The organism is Sorangium sp. So ce176 (assembly GCF_051519835.1).
Taxonomy (GTDB): domain Bacteria; phylum Myxococcota_A; class Polyangia; order Polyangiales; family Polyangiaceae; genus Sorangium; species Sorangium cellulosum_G.
Genome location: NZ_CP150371.1, coordinates 712,243 through 730,174, shown reverse-complemented (window position 1 = coordinate 730,174; position 17,932 = coordinate 712,243). Strand labels below are relative to the sequence as shown.

The following is a 17,932-nucleotide window of genomic DNA, read 5'->3' as shown; positions in this document are numbered from 1 at the left end:
GGCCCCGATGAGTCATCCAGCGCTCCCTCGGCGTCGCTGCCCGACCAGTCATCAACCGTCATGAGACTGCCGCTGGTCAGCGATGAGTGCGGTCAGAGTATTCGACCGAACTGCACCTCGGTCAACCCGATTCCCTGCCATCCTCGACAGGACACGCTCAGGAAACACCCGATCACCAGGGGTCGCCCACGTCGAGAAACGTGACGTCAGCGTCGGTGGACGGCGCCTCGGTCAGCCCGATTCCGTACCACCTTGAGCAGGATCGACTGGACACGTTCAGGAAACACCCGATTGCCGGGAGCCGCCCCCATCGTGAGGCTCATCCGCCAGGTTTGGTGGAATTCCCCCCTGCGGCCGGGGTGATCCCGTCCGCGCGCATCCGATCCGCGCTCGCCGGTCCGGCCACGGTGCCGGCCGGGTGCGTGTACCAGCCGTCCGGGTCGGCCTTGTCCGGCTCGTCGCGGACCTTGAGGATCGTGAACATTCCGCCCATGTCGATATACGAGAACGGCCCGGCGCCGCCGCGCATCGGCAGGCTGTTCGCGGGCACCGGCATCTGCATCTCGCCCATGCCGCCCATCCCCGTGGTTCCCATCGTCATGTAGCCAGGCATCACGCGGCTCATCCGACGATCGAGCGCGCGGGTGTCGGCGCCGACCATGTTGGGCAGGCCATGGCCCATCTGCATCATCGTGTGATGCGTCATGTGGCAATGCACCGCCCAGTCGCCCGGCTCCTCGGGGACGAACTCGATCACCCGCGTGCTGCCGACCGGCACGAGCACCGTCGTCTCCGGGTACTGCGCCGACTCGGGGACATACCCGCCGTCCGTCGCCGTGACGTTGAACGCCAGGCCGTGCAGGTGGATGGGGTGGTGATCCATCGGGCCGAGGTTCCCGAGGCGGATGCGCACGCGCTCGCCGCGGCCGACGAGCAGCGGCGCCGTCGCGGGGAACGCCTTGCCGTTGAACGTGAGGACGTTGAAGTCGCTCATCGCGTTCGGGTCCGGCCGGCGCGCCCCCGCGTTGATCTTCCACTCGTGCGTCATCAGCACGAAATCCCGGTCCACGCGCGGGCCGCGAGGCCGCTTCGGGTGCACGACGAACATGCCCACCGCGCCCAGCGCGATCTGGGTCATCTCGTCGAAATGCGAGTGATACATATACGTCCCCGGATACCGCACGACGAACTCGTAAACATACGTCTCGCCGGGCGGGATCGGGCGCTGGTTGAGCCCGGAGACTCCATCCATGCCGTTCGGCAGCACGAGGCCGTGCCAGTGGACCGTCGAGGGCTCGGGCAGGGTGTTCGTGACGTAGATGCGCAGGCGATCGCCCTCGACAGCCTCGATGGTCGGGCCCGGGGAGCTGCCGTTGTAGCCCCACACCTCGCACGTGAGGCCGGGCGTGAACTCGTGCTCGAGCGGGCCCGCGACGAGGTGGCCGACCTTCACGCCGTCCACCACCCGGAGCGGGAGCGTGCTGCCGTTCGGCGTCACCACGGCGGGCTGCGCCCCGGGCGCCGCGGTGCGGCGAGGCGGCGCGCCCGGGCGCTCCTGCGCGTGCGCGACGCCGCGCGAGATCAGGGCGGCGCCGGCCGCCAGGCCGCCCACGTGAATGAACGAACGTCGATCCATGTCAGTGCCCTCCTTCGCCGGCGCCCGAGGCCCTCGGCATCGCAGCGGGAGCGTCCGCCCCCCCAGAGTCGACGAGGCGCCCCGCAAGGAGCGCGTCGAACGCGGCCTTCGCCGTCCAGTACTCGCGCAGCGCCTCGACCGCCGCGAGCTCGGCGTCGAGCTGCCCGCGCTGCGCGTCGAGGAGCTGGAACACGCCGACCTGCATCGCGTTGTACTGGAGCAGCGTCTGCTCCAGCACCCGCTTGCGCGCGGGGACGACGACCCGCTCCTGGTGCCGCGCCCGCGCGTGCGCGGACACGAGCCGGTTGCGCGCCTCGCGGAGCGCCGAGCGGATGTCGATCGCGCGCCCGTGATAGCGCTCGAGCAGGCTGTCGAACTCCGCCGCCTGCGCCGCCTGGGCGCCGCTCCGCCGGTCGAAGAGCGGGAGCGCGACGCGGAGCCCGGCGCCGATGACCCACGGGTGGGCGTCCGCCTCGCCGCTCTCGGGGAGCTCCCGCTCGCCGCGCACGCCGACCGTCATGTCCGGCACCCAGCCCTCGGCGCGCAGGGCGCCGGCGCGGCCGGCCGCCGCGTCGAGCCGGCTGCGCAGCTCCGCGAGCTCGAGGCTCGCCCGCACGGCCTGCGTCTCCGCGCGCGGCGGCGTCGTGACCGCCGCGGGCGCCTTCGGGATCGCGCCGGCGAGCGTCCAGGTGGTCGCCGCGCCGGAGAGGCCGAGCAGCCGGTGCAGCCGCTCGCGCCGCGAGAGGAGCTCCAGCTCGATCTGCGCGGCCGTGACGCGGGCCTCCTCGTAGCCCGCCTCCTGCGTGGCCACGTCGAGCTCCGGGATGTTGCCCGCCGCGAACAGCGCGCGGGCGGCGTCGCGGGCGGCGGCGAGCGCGTCGAGCGTGCGGTTCGCGACGCCGAGGCGCTGCTCCGCGGCCTGCGCGGCGTAGAACGCGGCGCGCACCTGGTAGCCGAGCTCGACGACCGCGCCGGCGGCGCGGAAGCGCGCGGCCAGGTGCTCCGACCGCGCCGCCCGCGCCCGGAGCGGCGCCAGCAGCGCGGCGGTCAGGTCGATCTCCACCGCGAGCTCGACGTGCGTGTGCTCGAGCCCCTCCTGCCGCGGCGTCACCTCGACCTCGATCTCCGGGTTCGGCAGCGCGCCCGCCTGATCGAGGTTGCCGCGCGCGATGCCGACCTCCTTGAGCGCGGCGCGCAGCGCGCGGTTGTTGAGCAGCGCGATGCGCACCGCGGCGTCCGCGGTGAGCGGCCGCCCCTCGAGCGCCCGCGCGTCGCCGGCCGGCTCGGGGTCGACCTCGTCCGACGCGGCGCTCGGCGGGAGCGCCGCGCCGGAGAGCTCGCGGAGCCGCGTCATGTCGGCGGTCGCCGAGGGGGCGGCGCAGCCGGCGGCAGAGAGCAGCGCGAGGCCCGCCGCGAGCGGCAGGAGGCGCGCGGCGAGCGCGCGCGGGCGCGGGGGACGGCTCCGATCAGTGGGCATGGGGCGGCTCCGGGGGCGAGGGCGGCGCGCTCGCGGGCGGCGCGCTCGCGGGCGGCGCGCTCGCGGGCGGCGCGCCGCCGTGATGATGGTGGTGGTGATGCTGGTGAGGATCGGCGCCGGCGCCCGGCGCCCTCGCCGGCTCGAGGCCAACCCAGCCCGTGGTGGGCGCGCCCGGCAGAGGGGGGTCCTCCGCGAGGGCGACGCCGATCCGCGGCGAGGGGGCCTCCGCGGCCTGCGGCGACGCGGCGGACGACGCGGGGAAGCTCGCGGGGCGGTTGCGCGGGGCGCAGCCGGCGAGCGCAGCGACGAGGATCAGCAGGGCGTTCAGCCCGGCGCGATGAGGTGCATTCATGGAAGCCGCTCCAGCAGGGGCGAGTGCGATCACTTGCGGGGCTCGACGACGATCACGCCCCGCAGCATGTTCATGCCGCATTTGAACTCGATCTCTCCAGGGCTCAGCGAGGGCAGGTCGATCACCACCGGCACGTCGGTCGGCAGCTCGCGCCGGATGCCGAGCGAGGCGAACACGATCTCGCGCGTGCAGGGCGAGTGGTCCCGACGGACCAGCTTCAGGCGGATCCGCTCGCCCTCCGTGACGACGATGCGGCTCGGCTTGTAACCGCCGTCCACCACGATCTCGACCTCCCGGACGGCCTGCGGCGAAGGGGCGGGCGCCTCCTCGGCCGCGGCGCTCGAGACGAGCAGCGAGGGGGCGAGCAGCGAGGCAGCGAAGAGACAGGAGACGACGAAGAGACGCTTGATGAGCATCGGACACCTTCCAGCGGGGTTCTGCACGGCCGACGCGCGCGGTCCGGCGGCATTACAGGCCTTCGCGGGCTCGCGGGGCGCCGGGCGGACGCGGGGCGATGGCAAGGGCTCGGCTCGCCCGGCGGCTCGCCGTGGCCCTGTCGAGCCGGTCAGCGCCGCTCGCCGTGCGAGCAGCCGCCGGCGGGCTCGGGCGCCCCGGCCGGCGGGCGCGTGCCGCAGGAGCAGTCGAGGCACCCCTCGGCGGCGCAGGCCCCGCACGTGGCGGCCACGCGCTTGCGGAGCGCCTCGCGCGCGCGGAAGAGCCGCACCGCGGCGTTGTTCGGGGTGATCGACGCCTCCTCGGCGAACGCCTGGACCGAGAGCCCGTCGACCTCCACGCGCTGCAGGGCGGCGGCGTACTCGGGCTTCAGCGCGCCGGCGAGCCCCCGGACGCACTGGCACACAGCGCGGCGCACCTCGACGTCGGGCTCGACCGCCTCGTCGAGCTCGGCCGCCAGGGCGGCCATCGCGCGCTCCGACGCGCCGCGGCGCCGGTAGTGGTCGATCACGGCGTTCCGGAGCGTGCGGTAGAACCAGGCCGTGACGGACTCGTCGCTGCGCAGCTCGCCGATGCGGTCGATGCCGCGCGCGAAGGCCTCCTGGAGGATGTCCTCGGCGACGGCCTCGCTGCCCACCCGGCGCTCCAGGAAGCGGCGAAAGTCGCGGTACCCCCCGACGAGGGTCGCGATGGCTTCGTCCGGCGTCGCGCGCTCGACGTCGCTGCCGGAACGCTCCGGGTCGCTCATGGCCCGAAGCTAACCTCCCTCCCCGCCCGGCGCTACACGTCCCGGGCCGCGACGTCGGCCATCTCTCGAGCTCCACGGGCGCTCACCGCGCCTCGGGCCCGCCGTCGTGACGCGAGGTCTCCGGTGGGGCTCCACGCGCGGCCGGGGTCGGTCAGGCGTGGATGAAGACGAGCGTCCCGCCCTTGTCGTTGAACGCGGCGTGCCAGCTGTCAGGGACGGGGGGATCGGTCCACTCGAACAGCCACGCGGCGTCCGCGGGCGAGAGGTTGACGCAGCCGCTGCTCCGCACCTTGCCGAACGCGTCGTGCCAGTAGACGCCGTGCAGCGCGTAGCTGTTGTGGAAGTACTGGATGTAGGGCACGTCGCGCAGGTCGACGGACGTCTCGCTGAGGTCGTCGCCGTCCATCGTCGCTGTGACGTGCTTCTCGCGGACGAAGAACGTGCCCTGCACGGTGGCGCTCGTCGTCGCGGGGTCGCCGAGCTCGCCGCGGCCCGTCGAGACGAGGGTCGCGAACACGGGGCGCGTGCCCTCGTAGGCGACAAGCATCTGGCGCTCGATCGAGATGTCGATCCACTTCCTGCCGCGCGCCGCGTGCCCCCAGAAGTCGCGGCCCAGCCGCGCGACGCGCAGCGCGGACGCGGGGATCCACGCGCCCGCGTCCGTCTCGACGTAGGCCCCGCCGGCCGCCGTCTTGCCGGTGAGCACCCAGCCGGAGCGGTGCGCGGCCCAGCCGTCCGGCCTGAGCTCGCCCGAGGCGTCCGGCTTCAGCGTGCGCACGCCGTGGTGCATGACGAACGCCGGCGTCCCCTCGGTCTTCACCTCCACGCCGCGCATCGCGGTGGGGACGACGGCCGAGGTGCGGTCGATCGGGATGAGGTCGAGCTCGGTCGTCAGGCCGAAGCGCCGGCCGGCCCACGCGAACGTGGAGATGAGCCCGAACGCCGAGTCGGCCCGCGCGCGCCCGCGGTGCGCGGGGAAGCGGACCTTCTCGGCGGCGCCGAACGGCTTCGGCAGGTCGCGGCGGCTCTCGAAGAAGGGCGTGAGCGGATCCGGCTCGCCGAGGAGCGCCTCGTCGCGGCGGGACCAGGCCGGGGTGCCCTGGCTGCGCGAGCGCCCCTCGACGCGCCGCTGCTCCGCCTCGCTCGGCAGGTGGACATAGAGGTGCGGCGGCGGCTTGCGCGAGACGACGTAGCGGTACGGGTACGGCTCGCCGCGGCGGGGGCCGGCCGGCGTGGCGGCGACAACGTCGTGGCCGAGCTCGAGCGAGGCGCCCCGGCCGACGCACACGAAGCCGCGCGGGTGCACGGCGTACCAGCCGCCGGGGCACCCGTCGTCGCCCGACGAAGCCGCGGCGCGCTCGACGATCGCGCCTGCCCGCAGATAGCCGAGCTTGGCCGCGCGGCGCTCCGGCGCGGCGTACACGAACGTGCGCATCGCGATGCTCGCGAGCTTGTCGCCGCGCCCGGGGCGCAGCGCCTCCCGCGTGGCCGCGGGGTCGGCCTCGCTCGCCGCGCCGGCGTCCAGCGGCGCCCCCGCGAGCGCGGCGGCGAGCGCCGGCTCCGGCGCCGCCGGCGGCGCGGCGGCCGAGCGCCCCGGCGGCTCCTCGCCCGGGCCGCAGGCCGCCACGAGCGCCCACGCAGCGAGCGCTGACGCGTGCCGCAGCCGAGCCAGGCCACCGCGCCGCCGCGCGCGCGTTTCCGGGAAAAGACAAGCCGTCATCGACAACGGCCCCCCGTCTAGCTCAGAGGCCGCCCGCCGGCCAGACCGCCGGCGCCCCGGTCAGCCGAGCAGACCCGGCAGCTCGTCGCTCGCGCGCCTTCCCCCTACCGTCGCCGAGCGGCGCTCACCCGCACAGGAGACGGGTCCAGATCGGCGTTTTCGGCGCGCAAGCGCACTCCAGTGCGCTGAGCACCGAAAACGCCGAGATGGGCCCGTATCCGCAGCGGGTGAGCGCCGCTCACCAGCGCGCGTCGCCCTCGATCGCCCAGCCGAGCGCCCGCCGGGTCTCCTCGGCGACCGGTCCGTCGTACCGGTGGCCGGCCTCCTTGCCGCGCACAACGCGCGTGAGCACGCCCGCCTTCTCGAGGCGCGCGGCGGCCGCGGCCGCGGCGGCGCCGCAGCCGGCCTGCGCGCAGACGAAGAGGACGCGCTGCCCTCCGCCGTCCGCGAACGCCTTCGCCGCCGCCGGCGTCCACCTGTCGTGCCCGCCCTCGACAAGCACGAGGCGCGGGAAGAGCGACGCCCGGCGCGCGGCGATCGCGGAGCCCATGATCGCGCCCAGCGAGAAGCCTGTGTAGAGCGCCGGCCCGGGGTCCACGTGCTCCGGGAAGCGCGCCCGCAGCGCCGCGAGGCCCGCGTCGATCTCCTGCTCGAGGCGGGCGTTGCTCTCGTACGTGAAGCGCACGTCGCGCGCCGACGGCGAGTCCGATCGCGCGACGCCGCGCGGGCACAGGATGAAGGCGTCGCCCCCCGCGATGCCGCGCCACACCTCGCACTGCCACTCCGGCCGATCGTAGTTGCCGTGCGACGCGATGAGCACCGGGCGCCGCGCCGTGGCGCCGATCGGCACCGACACCACCGCGCTCGGGAACCCCTCGACGGCGAGCTCCACGAGCGGCGCCTCCGCGCGGAGCGGCGCGGCCCGCGCCGCGAGGGCCGCGCCGTCCGCCGCAGGGGCCGCGGCCTCCCTGGCGGCCGCCGGCGTCGCGCCGCCGTCGCCGGCAGGCTCCGCGCCGCTCGCGGCCGGCGCGGGCGTCGCGCCGGCCGGCGCGGGCGCGGCGCCGGCCGGCGCGGGCGCGGTGCCGGCGGCGCGGCCCGGGCGATCGCAGCCGAGCGCCACCGCCGCGAGGAGCGAGATGCATGCGATGGATCGGGAGAGGATCGCGGCGGGGAGCGTCATCGAGCGCAGGATGACGTATCCGCGCCGCAGAGACGACGATCAGACCGCGGCGCTCTCCGGCGCTCTCCGGCGCTCCTACGGGAGCGCCTCCGCGAGCTTGTCCGCGAGCGGCGCGCCCCAGCCGGTCGGGTAGTCCCATCCGGGCCCCGCGCTGAACCCCTGGGTGTACTCGTCGCCGGTGGTCTTCCCCTCGGTGATGTCGCGGAACGCGGCCTGCACCTCTTGCCGCTCGTAGAGCGTCTTGTTCAGCCACCCCGCGACCGGCTTGCCCTGGGCGATCCTGTAGCTGTTCACCGACGCCATGATCCCGGCGAACACCGGCGCGGCGAACGACGTGCCGCCGCGCCGCTCCCACTCGCCGAGGTAGTAGAGCCAGTACGTGGCGTCCGGCGAGGCGTTCAGCGCCACATCGGAGACCGCGCGGGTGCCCTGCGCGTCCGTGACGACGGCCTCCTGCCAGGAGGGCGTCTTGAAGGCGCGCGACCGGCCCGACCCCGAGCGGCTCCACGCCACCTCGCGCGCGACCTCGCCGTCCGCGCCGAGCTCGAGCAATGTCCCTCCGACGCTCGTCACGTACGGGCTCGACGACGGCACGTCGGGCCTGCCCGAGTCGCCGCCCGCGACGACGATCGTCATCCCGAGCGCCGCGCCCATCCGAGACGCCGCGTGGTACTGCTGCTGGATCGGCGCCGCCTCCGTCTCCTCGCGGTGCGCGAACGACGTCGAGAGCACCGACACCTCGCCGGCGGCGATCGCCTCGTTCCACGCGTAGAGGATGGAGAGGGTGCGCGCGTCCGGCCCCTCGTACGCGATGACGTCGGCCTTGGGCGCCATCACGCCCGACCACTGCGTGTCCAGCGTCGTCTCGACGTAGCGGGTCGAGATCGGATCCGCCGTGACCACGACCTCGGGGTTGTCGCGCGAGACGCCGAACGTCCGCCAGAACGACTGGAGATCCCGGGTCTTGAACGTCGCCCCGACCACGACGCCGAGCTTGACGCCCTGCCCGAGGTGCCCGCCCTCGTGCAGCTTGTCGAGCCCGTACGCGTGCGCGATCTGCGCGGGCGTGAACCCGCGCTCCTGCTCCTCCGGCAGCGCCGTCTCGATCGAGCCGCCCTCCGCCGCGAGCGGGTTGGTGTCCGCCGGGACGTCGACAGCGATCACGCCCGACGTCAGATCGATGATGTTCTGCGGCGGCCTCAGCGGATCGAGCGCGCCGAAGGTGCGGAGCGGCTTGCCGCCGGCCGACGGGTTCTCGCGCTCGAAGTCACGGAGCTCGACGTCGAAGGCTGTGTTGAACTGCTCCACCGTGCCCGCGAACTCGATCAGGAGCCGGTTCCGGGACCGGCGCCTGATCTCCATCTTGTGCCCGGTGAGCCACGCCTCGACGGCGGCGACGTCGCTCTCGGATGGGGCGTGCCGCTCCATCCAGGTCTCCACCGACATGTACTTCCGGAACGCGTCCGGGTTGCCGGGATCGTACATGGCGTCGATCGCGGCCTCGAGCCCGGGGACATCCCGGGTCGGGAACCCGATCAGCGCGCGGAAACGATCCCCCTCCGGCGCCGGGCCGAAGTCCATGTAGACCCCCGGCATCGGCCCCGGGAGGCCGCTCGGGAGCACCGGTCCATCGTCTCCGCACGCCGCGCTCGCCAGGGCGAGCGACGCAACGCACCAAACCGAGAGCGATCGCATCGAAGATGCCTTGCGGGGAGAAGGTGAGCTTCAGGCCAGGCTCAGCACCACACGTGTTCGATGTAGTAGCAGGTGTACGTCCCGGGGTACCAGCTCTCGGGCCACCCGCCGGTCTCGTTGTCGACACAGATCTCGCAGAACGCGTGGATGCACTCGGGGTCGGTGGTCTGCGGGCCGGCGTTCGGGGACTTCACCGGCACCTCGGAGTAGAAGAACCCGTCGGTCCGGAGCTGGTCGAGCTCGCTGCCCGAGAGCTTGCCGAAGGCGGCCTCGTCCGAGGAGACGCTGAACCTCTGATCCGAGGCGTCGGTCAGCTTGGGCGCCGGGAGATCGCCGTAATCGGCGTTCTCGATGGCGGCCATCTGCTCCGCGAGCAGGACCTCCTTGCCGTCGGCGGTGGAGAGCTTGATCCGGCTGTAATCGATCGCCGCCGCCGAGTAGTCGAGGGCGTACACGGTGTTCCGGCTCATGTCGAGGCTGAGGAGCTCGCCGGCAGGGAGGGCGGAGACCTCGGCCTGGGTGATCCGCTCGTGCTCGACCATCGGATCCTGGTCAACCGGCTCCGACGCGGTGCATCCGGTGAAACCGGCCGCTGCGATGACGCCGAGCGCAACACTGAGAGCGAGGGACTTGGATGAACGGATCATGTTGGCATTCCTTTCTATGGGCTCACTGACGGAGGTCATCTGGCCTCGGGCTGGCCAGAGTAGCTCCACCCCTTTCGGTCCTTCGAGCGATGGCTGCTTGTTGGACCCCACGACTCCCGCGAGTTGAGTGGAATGAGGGGAGATGATTTCATTTCAAACGGTGCCCCAACCCCCCCATACCTGGCAAGTAAATTCCCGGCGGGGAAGAGAATTCCATCGTTCTTTCTGCGGCGCAGTGGTCTGGACGGTGCGCTGTGCGGGTGCCGCTCACCTGCGACGATACAGCGGGGCCAGGGTCTCAATCAGGGGTTGCCTTGAGCGCCGCTCACGGACATACCAGAGCCTACATGGAGGACGTGCCTAGACAGCCGTCCGGGCCAGTCGCCGCGGAGGCAGAGCTCGTGATCCTCGACGGCCCGCTCGGGACCGAGCTCGCCGCGCGAGGGATCGAGACGCCGGCGCCGCTCTGGAGCGCCGCGGCCCTGCTCGACGCGCGCGGCTGCGAGGTCGTCCGCGCGATCCACCGGGATTACGCGCGCGCGGGCGCGACGGTGCACACGGCGAACACGTTCCGCACCAGGCGGCGCCAGGCGGGCGCCGTGTGGGCCGAGCTCGCGGCACGCGCTGTCTCGCTCGCGCGCGAGGCCGTTCCCGCCGGGCACCGGGTCGCCGGGAGCATCGCGCCGCTCGAGGACTGCTACCGGCCGGATCTGAGCCCGGCCGCCGCGCGGGAGGAGCACCGCGAGCTCGCGCGGGCGCTCGCGTCGGCGGGCGTCGACGTCCTCCTCTGCGAGACGTTCCCGCACGTCGGCGAGGCGCTCGTGGCGCTCGAGGAGGCGGTCGCCACGGGCGTCGAGGCGTGGGCGTCGTTCACGGCGGGTCCGGAGGCCGATCTCCTCTCGCCGGACGACGTCGAGGTCGCCGCGCGGCAGGCCGCCGCGCGCGGCGCGCGCGCGGTGCTCGTCAACTGCACCCCTGCGGCGCGCACGCTCGCGTACGTCGAGCGGCTCGCGGCGTGCGGCGCCCCGTTCGGCGCCTACGCGAACGCGGGCGCGCCCGGCGAGGGGCTCGGCTGGCGCGCGGCGCCGGGCAGCTCGGCGGCCGCGCGCTACGCGGACCTCGCGCGCGGCTGGATCGAGGCGGGCGCCACGATCGTGGGCGGGTGCTGCGGGACGGGGCCCGAGCACGTCGCCGCGCTGCGCGCGCTCGTCGACGACGACGCGCGGGCGCCCGCGCGCCGCGCGCCGGGCTCGCCGCGCTGAGGCGCCGATCGCCGGTTGCTCTCCACGGGGCGACGTGCCACCGATGCTCCCGGAGCCGGGCGACGCCGCGCGGCAGCGCCACGACCCCTGCCGGACGATCCCGAGAGACAGCACGCCGTCGCGATCGTCGGACCATCCCTGGAACCACTGGAGGCGGAGCGCACGATGATCGATCTCTATTACTGGCCCACCCCGAACGGCTGGAAGATCAGCATAATGCTCGAGGAGACGGGCCTCCCGTACAAGCTCATCCCGGTCAACATCGGGCGGGGCGACCAGTTCAAGCCGGAGTTCCTCGCGATCAGCCCCAACAACCGGATGCCCGCGATCGTCGATCACGATCCGCCGGGCGGCGGCGCGCCGATCTCGGTGTTCGAGTCGGGCGCGATCCTGCTCTACCTCGCGGAGAAGACGGGCCAGCTCATGCCCTCGGATCTCCGCGGTCGTCACGAGGTGACGCAATGGCTCATGTGGCAGATGGGCGGCCTTGGCCCGATGAGCGGCCAGGCGGGCCACTTCGGCCAGTACGCGCCCGAGAAGATCCCTTATGCGATCGAGCGCTACACGAACGAGGTGCGCCGGCTCTACGGCGTGATGGACAGGCGGCTCGCGGATCGGGCCTACCTCGCCGGCGAGTACTCGATCGCCGACGTCGCGAGCTTCCCCTGGGTGGTGCTGTACGATCGGTACGGCATCTCCCTCGACGCGCTCCCGAACCTCGCGCGGTGGATCGAGGCGCTGCGCGCGAGGCCGGCGGTCCAGCGCGGGCTCGCTGCCGGGAGCGAGCTGCGGAATCAGAGCCAGCCGATGGACGACGAGGCGAAGAAGTGGCTGTTCGGGAAGAAGCCCGAGGCGTGAGCCGTCCGTCCACGGAGCGCGCGAGGCGCGTCGCCCCGGCGTCCCACGCCGGAGCGCCCTTACGTCGCCGGCATACAATGATGCGCTGACATCGCTGCGCCGCGGACGGGCGGAGGTCGTTCCCGTGAGAACCGTCCGTTCCGGCGCTCCGGTGGTGCACACGCGATCCGACACGCAGCGTCCTGAGCAGGGCGGGACCATCATGTCGATGGGCCCTACTGCAGGGCTTTGCCCGACGCCTCGGGTCCGCGGGGTGCGCCCGCGCCGGATCCGAGATGCCTTGTTCTGTCTGTCGTGCAGCGCGCCCCGTCTGTTCCGGTCGTGCGGCACGCGCGGGGCGCGACTGTCGCGGGCGGCGCGGCGCGCCTTTGCGCGACGAAACGCCGGCTCCGGCCAGCGGCGGTGACTGTCACGGGGGCGGGGACGCTGCCCGGGAGGAGCGCCCTTCGGAGGTCCGCTTTCCCCGGATCGGGAGAACTCCCGCGCGGATACAGATCGAGCAAGTACGATCGTTCGTCGCCCGCGCGAACGTCAAGGACCCTGTGAGCGGAAACGTATGCACACGCCTACCAGGCACACAGTCTGCTCTATGGTGAACCCGAGATGTCCGGGCCTCATGGGCCCTCGCGGACATCAGGGGGACCAATCATGTCGATGCATAGCAAGATGCTGGTGCCTGCGTTTCTCTTTGCCGCGCTGGCGGCCGGTTGCGCGGTGGGCGCGGACGAGGCGGACTTCGATCAAACCGAGCTCGATGACGAGGCGGTCGAGTCGACCGAGCAGGCGCTCGAGGGGGCGAGGGGCGGATACGCCACGATGGGTACCGCCCAGCTCGGCCCCAGCAAGGGTCAGCTCGGCCCCAGCAAGGGCTCTTTCGGCCCGAGCAAGGGTGAGTTCGGGCCCAGCAAGCTCGGGTATGGCCCCAGCAAGGGCTCTTTCGGCCCGAGCAAGGGTGAGCTCGGCCCCAGCAAGCTCGGCCCCAGCAAGGGCTCTTTCGGCCCGAGCAAGGGCGAGTTCCCGTCGAAGACCGGCGTGGGCGGCTATGCCGGCCAGCAATCGGGTCAACAGGCCGGCTATGGCCAGTCCGCGATCGGGCAATCGGGCGTCGGCCAGCAGGGCGCCATGATCGGGCAGTCGACCTTCGGCCAGCAGGGCGCCATGATCGGGCAGCTCGGCGTCGGCCAGCAGGGCGCCATGATCGGCCAGCTCGGCGTCGGGCAGGCGGGGGCCTTCGCGTCCGGCCAGACCTCGGCGATGGGCCAGCAGCACCACCCGTAACACCCCACCAGCGCGCTCTCCCCGGGCTCCCGGGGAGAGCGCACCCCGCTCTCTCTGACCGCCGCCCTAAAAGACGATCGTCCGGCGGCCTTCGACGATGACCCGCCGCTCCAGGTGCGCCCGCACGGCGCGCGAGAGGACGAGGCGCTCCACGTCGCGCCCGACCCGCGTCATCTCCTCGGGTCCCATCTGGTGGCTCACGCGCGCGACGTCCTGCTCGATGATCGGCCCCTGATCCAGATCCCGGGTGGCATAGTGCGCCGTCGCGCCGATGAGCTTCACCCCGCGCGCGTGCGCCTGATGGTACGGCTTCGCCCCCTGGAACGCGGGGAGGAACCCGTGATGGATGTTGATGACCGGCGGGCCGTCATCGAGCATCTGCTCGGAGAGGATCTGCATGTAACGCGCCAGCACCACGAGATCGACATGGTGCTTCTTCAGCAGGTGCAGGACCTGGGCCTCCTGCTCGCGCTTCGTCTCCTGGGTGATCGGGAGACAGAAGAACGGGATCCTGAAGCTCTCGGCCACCGCCTCGAGCGTTGGATGATTGGAGATGACGAGCGGTATCTCGCAGCGGAGCTCGCCCGCGCGCTGCCGGAGCACGAGGTCGTAAAGGCACGCCGGATCCCTCGTGACCAGGATCGCCATCTTGGAGACGCGATCGCTGTAGTCCACCGACCATCGCGCCGAGAGCGACGTGGCGAGCTCGCGAAACGCGGCCTCGATCGCGCTGCGGGTGGCCGACCCGCCCAGGGCGGTGACAGCGGCCGGCGAGGAGAGGCCCGACAGATCGACGACGAGGCGCATGAAGAAGCGGGGTCCCTCGTCCGTGAACGCATCCGTGTGGTTGCTCGCGTCGATGATGTTCAGGCCGATGTCGTAGAAGAACCCCGCGAGTCGCGCCACGAGACCGGGCTGATCGGGAGCGGCGATGAGGAAGGTTGCGTGAACGGGACCCATCATGCGGGTCATGTAGCTCGCCCGGCGGCGGCGGTGCAAGCCGCGCAGGGCGACGGGCCGCCACCGACCGTCGCGGGCGCGCGCCGGTGCGCCTCAGACGCAGGGCCCAGCCGCCGCGCGGGCTGCCGCTGCGCGGCGGGACGCGCGGCGGCCGGGGAACGCGCGCGCGGCGAGACGGAGGCCCCTCGCGCCCCTGGCGCGCGCTAGACGCCTTCGCCGCTCTCCGAGGACGGCGGCCCGGCTTCATCGACCATCCTGGGAGCCAGCGTGGAGAGCTCCGCCCAGGGGATGCGCACAGTCCGCTCGACGTCGCGCAGGTGAGCGCTGTCATTGTAATAGACGAGGTGCCAGGCCTCGTTTCGACCCCAGCGCCGCCGGCGCTGCCAGTGGGTGAGCGAGGTGTGGCGGGTGGCGAAGTGCGCGACCGGGAAGGAGAGCGCGTTCATCTTGAAGAAATGGAGGAACGCGACGTCGATGAAGCCGCCGTGCGTGACGACCGCGATCGTCCGGCCCTCGTGCTCGCGGGTGATGCGGTCGAGGGCGACGGAGACCCGGAGCATGAACTGAGCCCAGCTCTCGCCGCCGGGGCTCGCCGGGCGGTACGGCTCGCGCTCGAAATCGATCGCGTAGCGCACCATCGCCTCTCCGACCGGCATGCCGTCCGCCTCGCCGGGGCGGAGCTCCTGCACCTCGTCGTCGAGCGTGAGCGGCAGGCCCAGGGCGGGGGCGACGATCTCGGCGGTCTGCTGCGCCCGGCGGAAGGTGCTGGCGATCAGGACATCGGCGGAGAGCTCGCGCGTCGCGGCCAGCCGGTCGCGCAGCCGCTCGGCCTGGAGCACGCCGAGCTGCGTCAGCCCGGTGTCCCCCCGCATCCCGCCCACGATATGGTTGACGTTGACGAGCGCTTCTCCGTGCCGGATGAGGTAGAGGTTCGTCACGATAGAAGCCTCCGAGGCGCGCAACCTGGCGAACGGGAGGGCCGCGAGGGCGATCCGCGCCCGCTAGGAAGAGCAAGGCGCCTCTCGGATGTCAAGCCTTTGTGCCCTCGCCGCGCGGGCCCGCTCAGGGACACCCCTGGAGCAACGCGAAGAACGCCGCGCTCTCGGAGCAGACCTGCTCGCCGCGCAGGGCGCTGCAGTACTCGTCCTCCGTGCTGAAGGACTTCCTCCCCGTGCTGCCCTCGACGCACGAGATCGAATAAACGTACCGCGGAGCGCTCTCGCCGGCGCTCCCCGGATCGGCGCCGCTGCCGGCGTTCCCCGGCGGGTCGACCTCGAGCACCGGAACTACCACGAAAGGCCAGAGGCCGAAGAGACCAGCCACGAAGTGCGGGATCATGTGCTCACCTCCAACATCGATGGAACACCCATCGCTCGTCCGAGATGACCATTGCATCTCACAGGCCAGCTCGCGTCATGTCCGCCCATTGCACAGACGCGCCGGCGCGCGCCGCTCCCGCGAAGGCCCGCCCCGTCCGGGTCGGAGCGCGCCCGCGCGGCCGCCGGCCCGCCTGCGGCCGCGCCGCGCGCCGGGCGGCCCTTGCCAGGGCGCGCGGACATGGCCTACAAGGCGGGCCCCCTGAAGGAGCCCCTCATGAACCGTCGCAGCTTCATCGCGGCCACGCTGGTCGGCGCCGCGGCCCTCGCCGGGTGCGCGCCGCGCTGGCGCGTCGTGACCCAGGCGAACCCCGATCCGTTCGTGGGCCAGCGGTATTTCGCCCTGCTGCCCATCGATTTCGTGAACCTCCGCATCGTCGACGAGCCCGAGGACAGGTACCTCGCCAGCAAGGACAAGGAAGAGCACCGGCGCTTCGTGAGCGACAAGGCGTCCATCGACGAGCAGTTCGCGAAGGAGCTGATCGCCGGCGCCAGGGACCACGGCATCGAGGTCGCGCAGGTCAGCGACCCCACGTCCGGTCCGTTCGTGCTCAGGCCCTATGTCAGCTACATGAACCCCGGCTTTTTCGCTGTCGTCTCCTCGTCCCCCAGCCAGATCATCCTGACGCTCCGGATCACGACGCTGGACGGCAAGGTGCTCGACGAGGTCGAGCTCTCGAGCCGCACGGCGTCGCCCAACCCGAAGACGTCCCTGAGCAGGGCCGACGAGGACAAGCTGACGAGCGGCGGCCGCTGGCGCGAGGACGCGCGCATCATCGGCGAGGCCGCGTCCAGCTACCTCGCGTCGCGCGTGAGCCCGTAGCGCGGCGGCGCGCCCCGCCTCACAGCAGGACGCCCCGCAGCAGCAGCTCGGCCACGCTGAAGTAGATCACGAGGCCGGAGACGTCGACGAGGGTCGCGACGAACGGGGCCGAGGCGCTCGCCGGGTCGAAGCGCAGCGCCCGGAGCACGAACGGCAGGAGCGCGCCCGAGAGCGTGCCCCACGTCACGACGCCGACCAGGCTGATCGCCACCGTCAGCGCGATCAGCCGGTAGTGCTGGCCATAGGAGCCGAACAGCTCCTCCCAGGCCACGACGCGCGCGAAGCCGATCGCGCCGAGGATCCCGCCGAGCGCCAGGCCCGACGCGAGCTCCCGGCGGCAGACGCGCCAGAAATCGGCCAGCCGGATCTCGCCGAGCGCCATCGCGCGGATGACAAGCGTCGTCGCCTGAGAGCCCGAGTTGCCCCCGCTCGAGATGATGAGCGGCACGAACAGGGCCAGCACGACCGCGCGGGCGATCTCGTCCTCGTAATGCCCCATCGCGGTGGCGGTGAGCAGCTCGCCAAGGAACAGCGCCGAGAGCCAGCCGGCGCGCTTGCCGAGCATCCTGAGCAGCGGAGTCCGCAGGTACGGCGCGTCGAGCGCCTGCATGCCGCCGAGCTTCTGGATGTCCTCGGTCGCCTCCTCCTCCACGACGTCCACGATGTCGTCGGCGGTGACGATCCCCTTCATGCGCCCCTCGCCGTCGACGACGGGGATCGCCACGAGATCGTGCTCCGCGAAGCGCCGCGCGACGGCCTCCTGGTCGACGTCCTCGGTCACCGCCACGACGTCGGTCTTCATGACGTCGCTCACGCGCCTGTAGCCCGGCGCGATCATGAGCTGCCGCAGCGACACCACCCCGAGCAGCCGCTGCTCGGCGTCGAGCACGTAGCCGTAATAGATGGTCTCCAGGTGATCCCGCGCCTGCCGCTTGAGGTAGGCGATCGCCTCGTCGACGGTGGCCTCCGGCCGCACGCGCGCGAACCACGGGCTCATCAGCCCGCCGGCCTCGTCCTCCGCGTACGCGAGGAGCGCGCTCACCTCCTGCCTCGTCGGCTCGTCGAGCAGCGAGAGGAGCTCTTCCTGCTCCCCCGCCGGCGCCTCGTGGAGGATGTCCGCCACGTCGTCGGGCGCGAGCAGGCGGAGCCACAGCCTGCGCTCGCCCTTCGTGAGCGCGACGAGGAGCGCGGCCTGGTCGGCGGACGAGAGACCCTGGAAGAAGTCCTCCGCGTCCTCGCGCCGGAGGCGGCGATAGGCCTGCGCGCGCTCCTCGCTCCCGAGGTCCGGCCACGACATGGACAGCTCGGCTGCCGTGATCGTCTCGGCCCCCTTGGAGGGCGGGCGTTCCACCATCGCCTCACCTCATCGAGCGCCTGGCCCGCCGCGTGGGCGACGCCCGGCAGAAGGTGCTCAGTCGGAAGGGCCTCGTGTCAGGCTCGAACGACGATCCACAGCGGTAGCAACGC

At 72.7% G+C, this 17,932-nt stretch carries 17 protein-coding genes; 4 read left to right on the top strand and 13 right to left on the bottom strand.

What is annotated here, in order from left to right:
- Window positions 1–319 precede the first annotated feature (319 nt).
- From WMF42_RS02790 to WMF42_RS02750, 9 genes are all read right to left on the bottom strand, one after another.
- Window positions 320–1,636, bottom strand: coding sequence for a multicopper oxidase family protein (locus tag WMF42_RS02790; protein WP_061607756.1), 1,317 nt, complete (start codon window positions 1,634–1,636; stop codon window positions 320–322).
- 1 nt (window position 1,637) lies between these two features.
- A complete protein-coding gene (locus tag WMF42_RS02785; protein ID WP_437689999.1) occupies window positions 1,638–3,113 on the bottom strand; it encodes a TolC family protein in 1,476 nt (491 codons plus the stop codon).
- Complete coding sequence (locus WMF42_RS02780) at window positions 3,103–3,465, bottom strand: hypothetical protein (protein WP_061607754.1); 363 nt, start codon at window positions 3,463–3,465, stop codon at window positions 3,103–3,105. The genes WMF42_RS02785 and WMF42_RS02780 overlap by 11 nt, the downstream gene beginning before the upstream one ends.
- Before the next feature lie 29 nt (window positions 3,466–3,494).
- Window positions 3,495–3,881, bottom strand: a complete 387-nt coding sequence (locus tag WMF42_RS02775) for a cupredoxin domain-containing protein (RefSeq protein ID WP_061607753.1) — start codon at window positions 3,879–3,881, stop codon at window positions 3,495–3,497.
- A 149-nt stretch (window positions 3,882–4,030) separates the two neighbouring features.
- Window positions 4,031–4,666, bottom strand: coding sequence for an RNA polymerase sigma factor (locus WMF42_RS02770; protein ID WP_061607752.1), 636 nt, complete (start codon window positions 4,664–4,666; stop codon window positions 4,031–4,033).
- A gap of 151 nt (window positions 4,667–4,817) precedes the next feature.
- Window positions 4,818–6,293 (bottom strand): L,D-transpeptidase, encoded by a 1,476-nt coding sequence (locus WMF42_RS02765; RefSeq protein ID WP_437689998.1) that lies wholly within the window; start codon window positions 6,291–6,293, stop codon window positions 4,818–4,820.
- 331 nt (window positions 6,294–6,624) lie between these two features.
- Complete coding sequence (locus WMF42_RS02760) at window positions 6,625–7,566, bottom strand: hypothetical protein (protein ID WP_437689997.1); 942 nt, start codon at window positions 7,564–7,566, stop codon at window positions 6,625–6,627.
- Between the two features lie 75 nt (window positions 7,567–7,641).
- On the bottom strand, window positions 7,642–9,261 hold the full coding sequence (locus WMF42_RS02755; protein ID WP_081426682.1) for a S53 family peptidase: 1,620 nt from the start codon (window positions 9,259–9,261) through the stop codon (window positions 7,642–7,644).
- Window positions 9,262–9,302: 41 nt separating this feature from the next.
- Window positions 9,303–9,908, bottom strand: coding sequence for a hypothetical protein (locus tag WMF42_RS02750; RefSeq protein ID WP_061609796.1), 606 nt, complete (start codon window positions 9,906–9,908; stop codon window positions 9,303–9,305).
- A gap of 347 nt (window positions 9,909–10,255) precedes the next feature.
- On the opposite strand from WMF42_RS02750, the gene WMF42_RS02745 reads away from it, so the two are divergent.
- The 3 genes from WMF42_RS02745 (at window position 10,256) to WMF42_RS02735 (ending at window position 13,306) form a co-directional block, all read left to right on the top strand.
- Window positions 10,256–11,170 (top strand): homocysteine S-methyltransferase family protein, encoded by a 915-nt coding sequence (locus WMF42_RS02745; protein WP_437689996.1) that lies wholly within the window; start codon window positions 10,256–10,258, stop codon window positions 11,168–11,170.
- A 165-nt stretch (window positions 11,171–11,335) separates the two neighbouring features.
- Complete coding sequence (locus tag WMF42_RS02740) at window positions 11,336–12,028, top strand: glutathione S-transferase N-terminal domain-containing protein (RefSeq protein WP_434045364.1); 693 nt, start codon at window positions 11,336–11,338, stop codon at window positions 12,026–12,028.
- Window positions 12,029–12,676: 648 nt separating this feature from the next.
- On the top strand, window positions 12,677–13,306 hold the full coding sequence (locus WMF42_RS02735; protein ID WP_061609793.1) for a hypothetical protein: 630 nt from the start codon (window positions 12,677–12,679) through the stop codon (window positions 13,304–13,306).
- Window positions 13,307–13,372: 66 nt separating this feature from the next.
- On the opposite strand, the gene purU is transcribed toward WMF42_RS02735, so the two are convergent.
- The 3 genes from purU to WMF42_RS02720 form a co-directional block, all read right to left on the bottom strand.
- Window positions 13,373–14,266 (bottom strand): formyltetrahydrofolate deformylase, encoded by an 894-nt coding sequence (gene purU, locus WMF42_RS02730; protein WP_061609798.1) that lies wholly within the window; start codon window positions 14,264–14,266, stop codon window positions 13,373–13,375.
- A gap of 203 nt (window positions 14,267–14,469) precedes the next feature.
- Window positions 14,470–15,204, bottom strand: coding sequence for a histidine phosphatase family protein (locus tag WMF42_RS02725; RefSeq protein ID WP_061609792.1), 735 nt, complete (start codon window positions 15,202–15,204; stop codon window positions 14,470–14,472).
- Between the two features lie 124 nt (window positions 15,205–15,328).
- A complete protein-coding gene (locus WMF42_RS02720) occupies window positions 15,329–15,604 on the bottom strand; it encodes a hypothetical protein (RefSeq protein WP_061609791.1) in 276 nt (91 codons plus the stop codon).
- A gap of 255 nt (window positions 15,605–15,859) precedes the next feature.
- Here WMF42_RS02720 and WMF42_RS02715 point away from each other — a divergent pair, with 255 nt between their 5' ends.
- Window positions 15,860–16,465 (top strand): hypothetical protein, encoded by a 606-nt coding sequence (locus WMF42_RS02715; RefSeq protein ID WP_155798472.1) that lies wholly within the window; start codon window positions 15,860–15,862, stop codon window positions 16,463–16,465.
- 19 nt (window positions 16,466–16,484) lie between these two features.
- On the opposite strand, the gene mgtE is transcribed toward WMF42_RS02715, so the two are convergent.
- Window positions 16,485–17,819, bottom strand: a complete 1,335-nt coding sequence (gene mgtE, locus WMF42_RS02710; protein WP_061608915.1) for a magnesium transporter — start codon at window positions 17,817–17,819, stop codon at window positions 16,485–16,487.
- Between the last annotated feature and the right edge of the window lie 113 nt (window positions 17,820–17,932).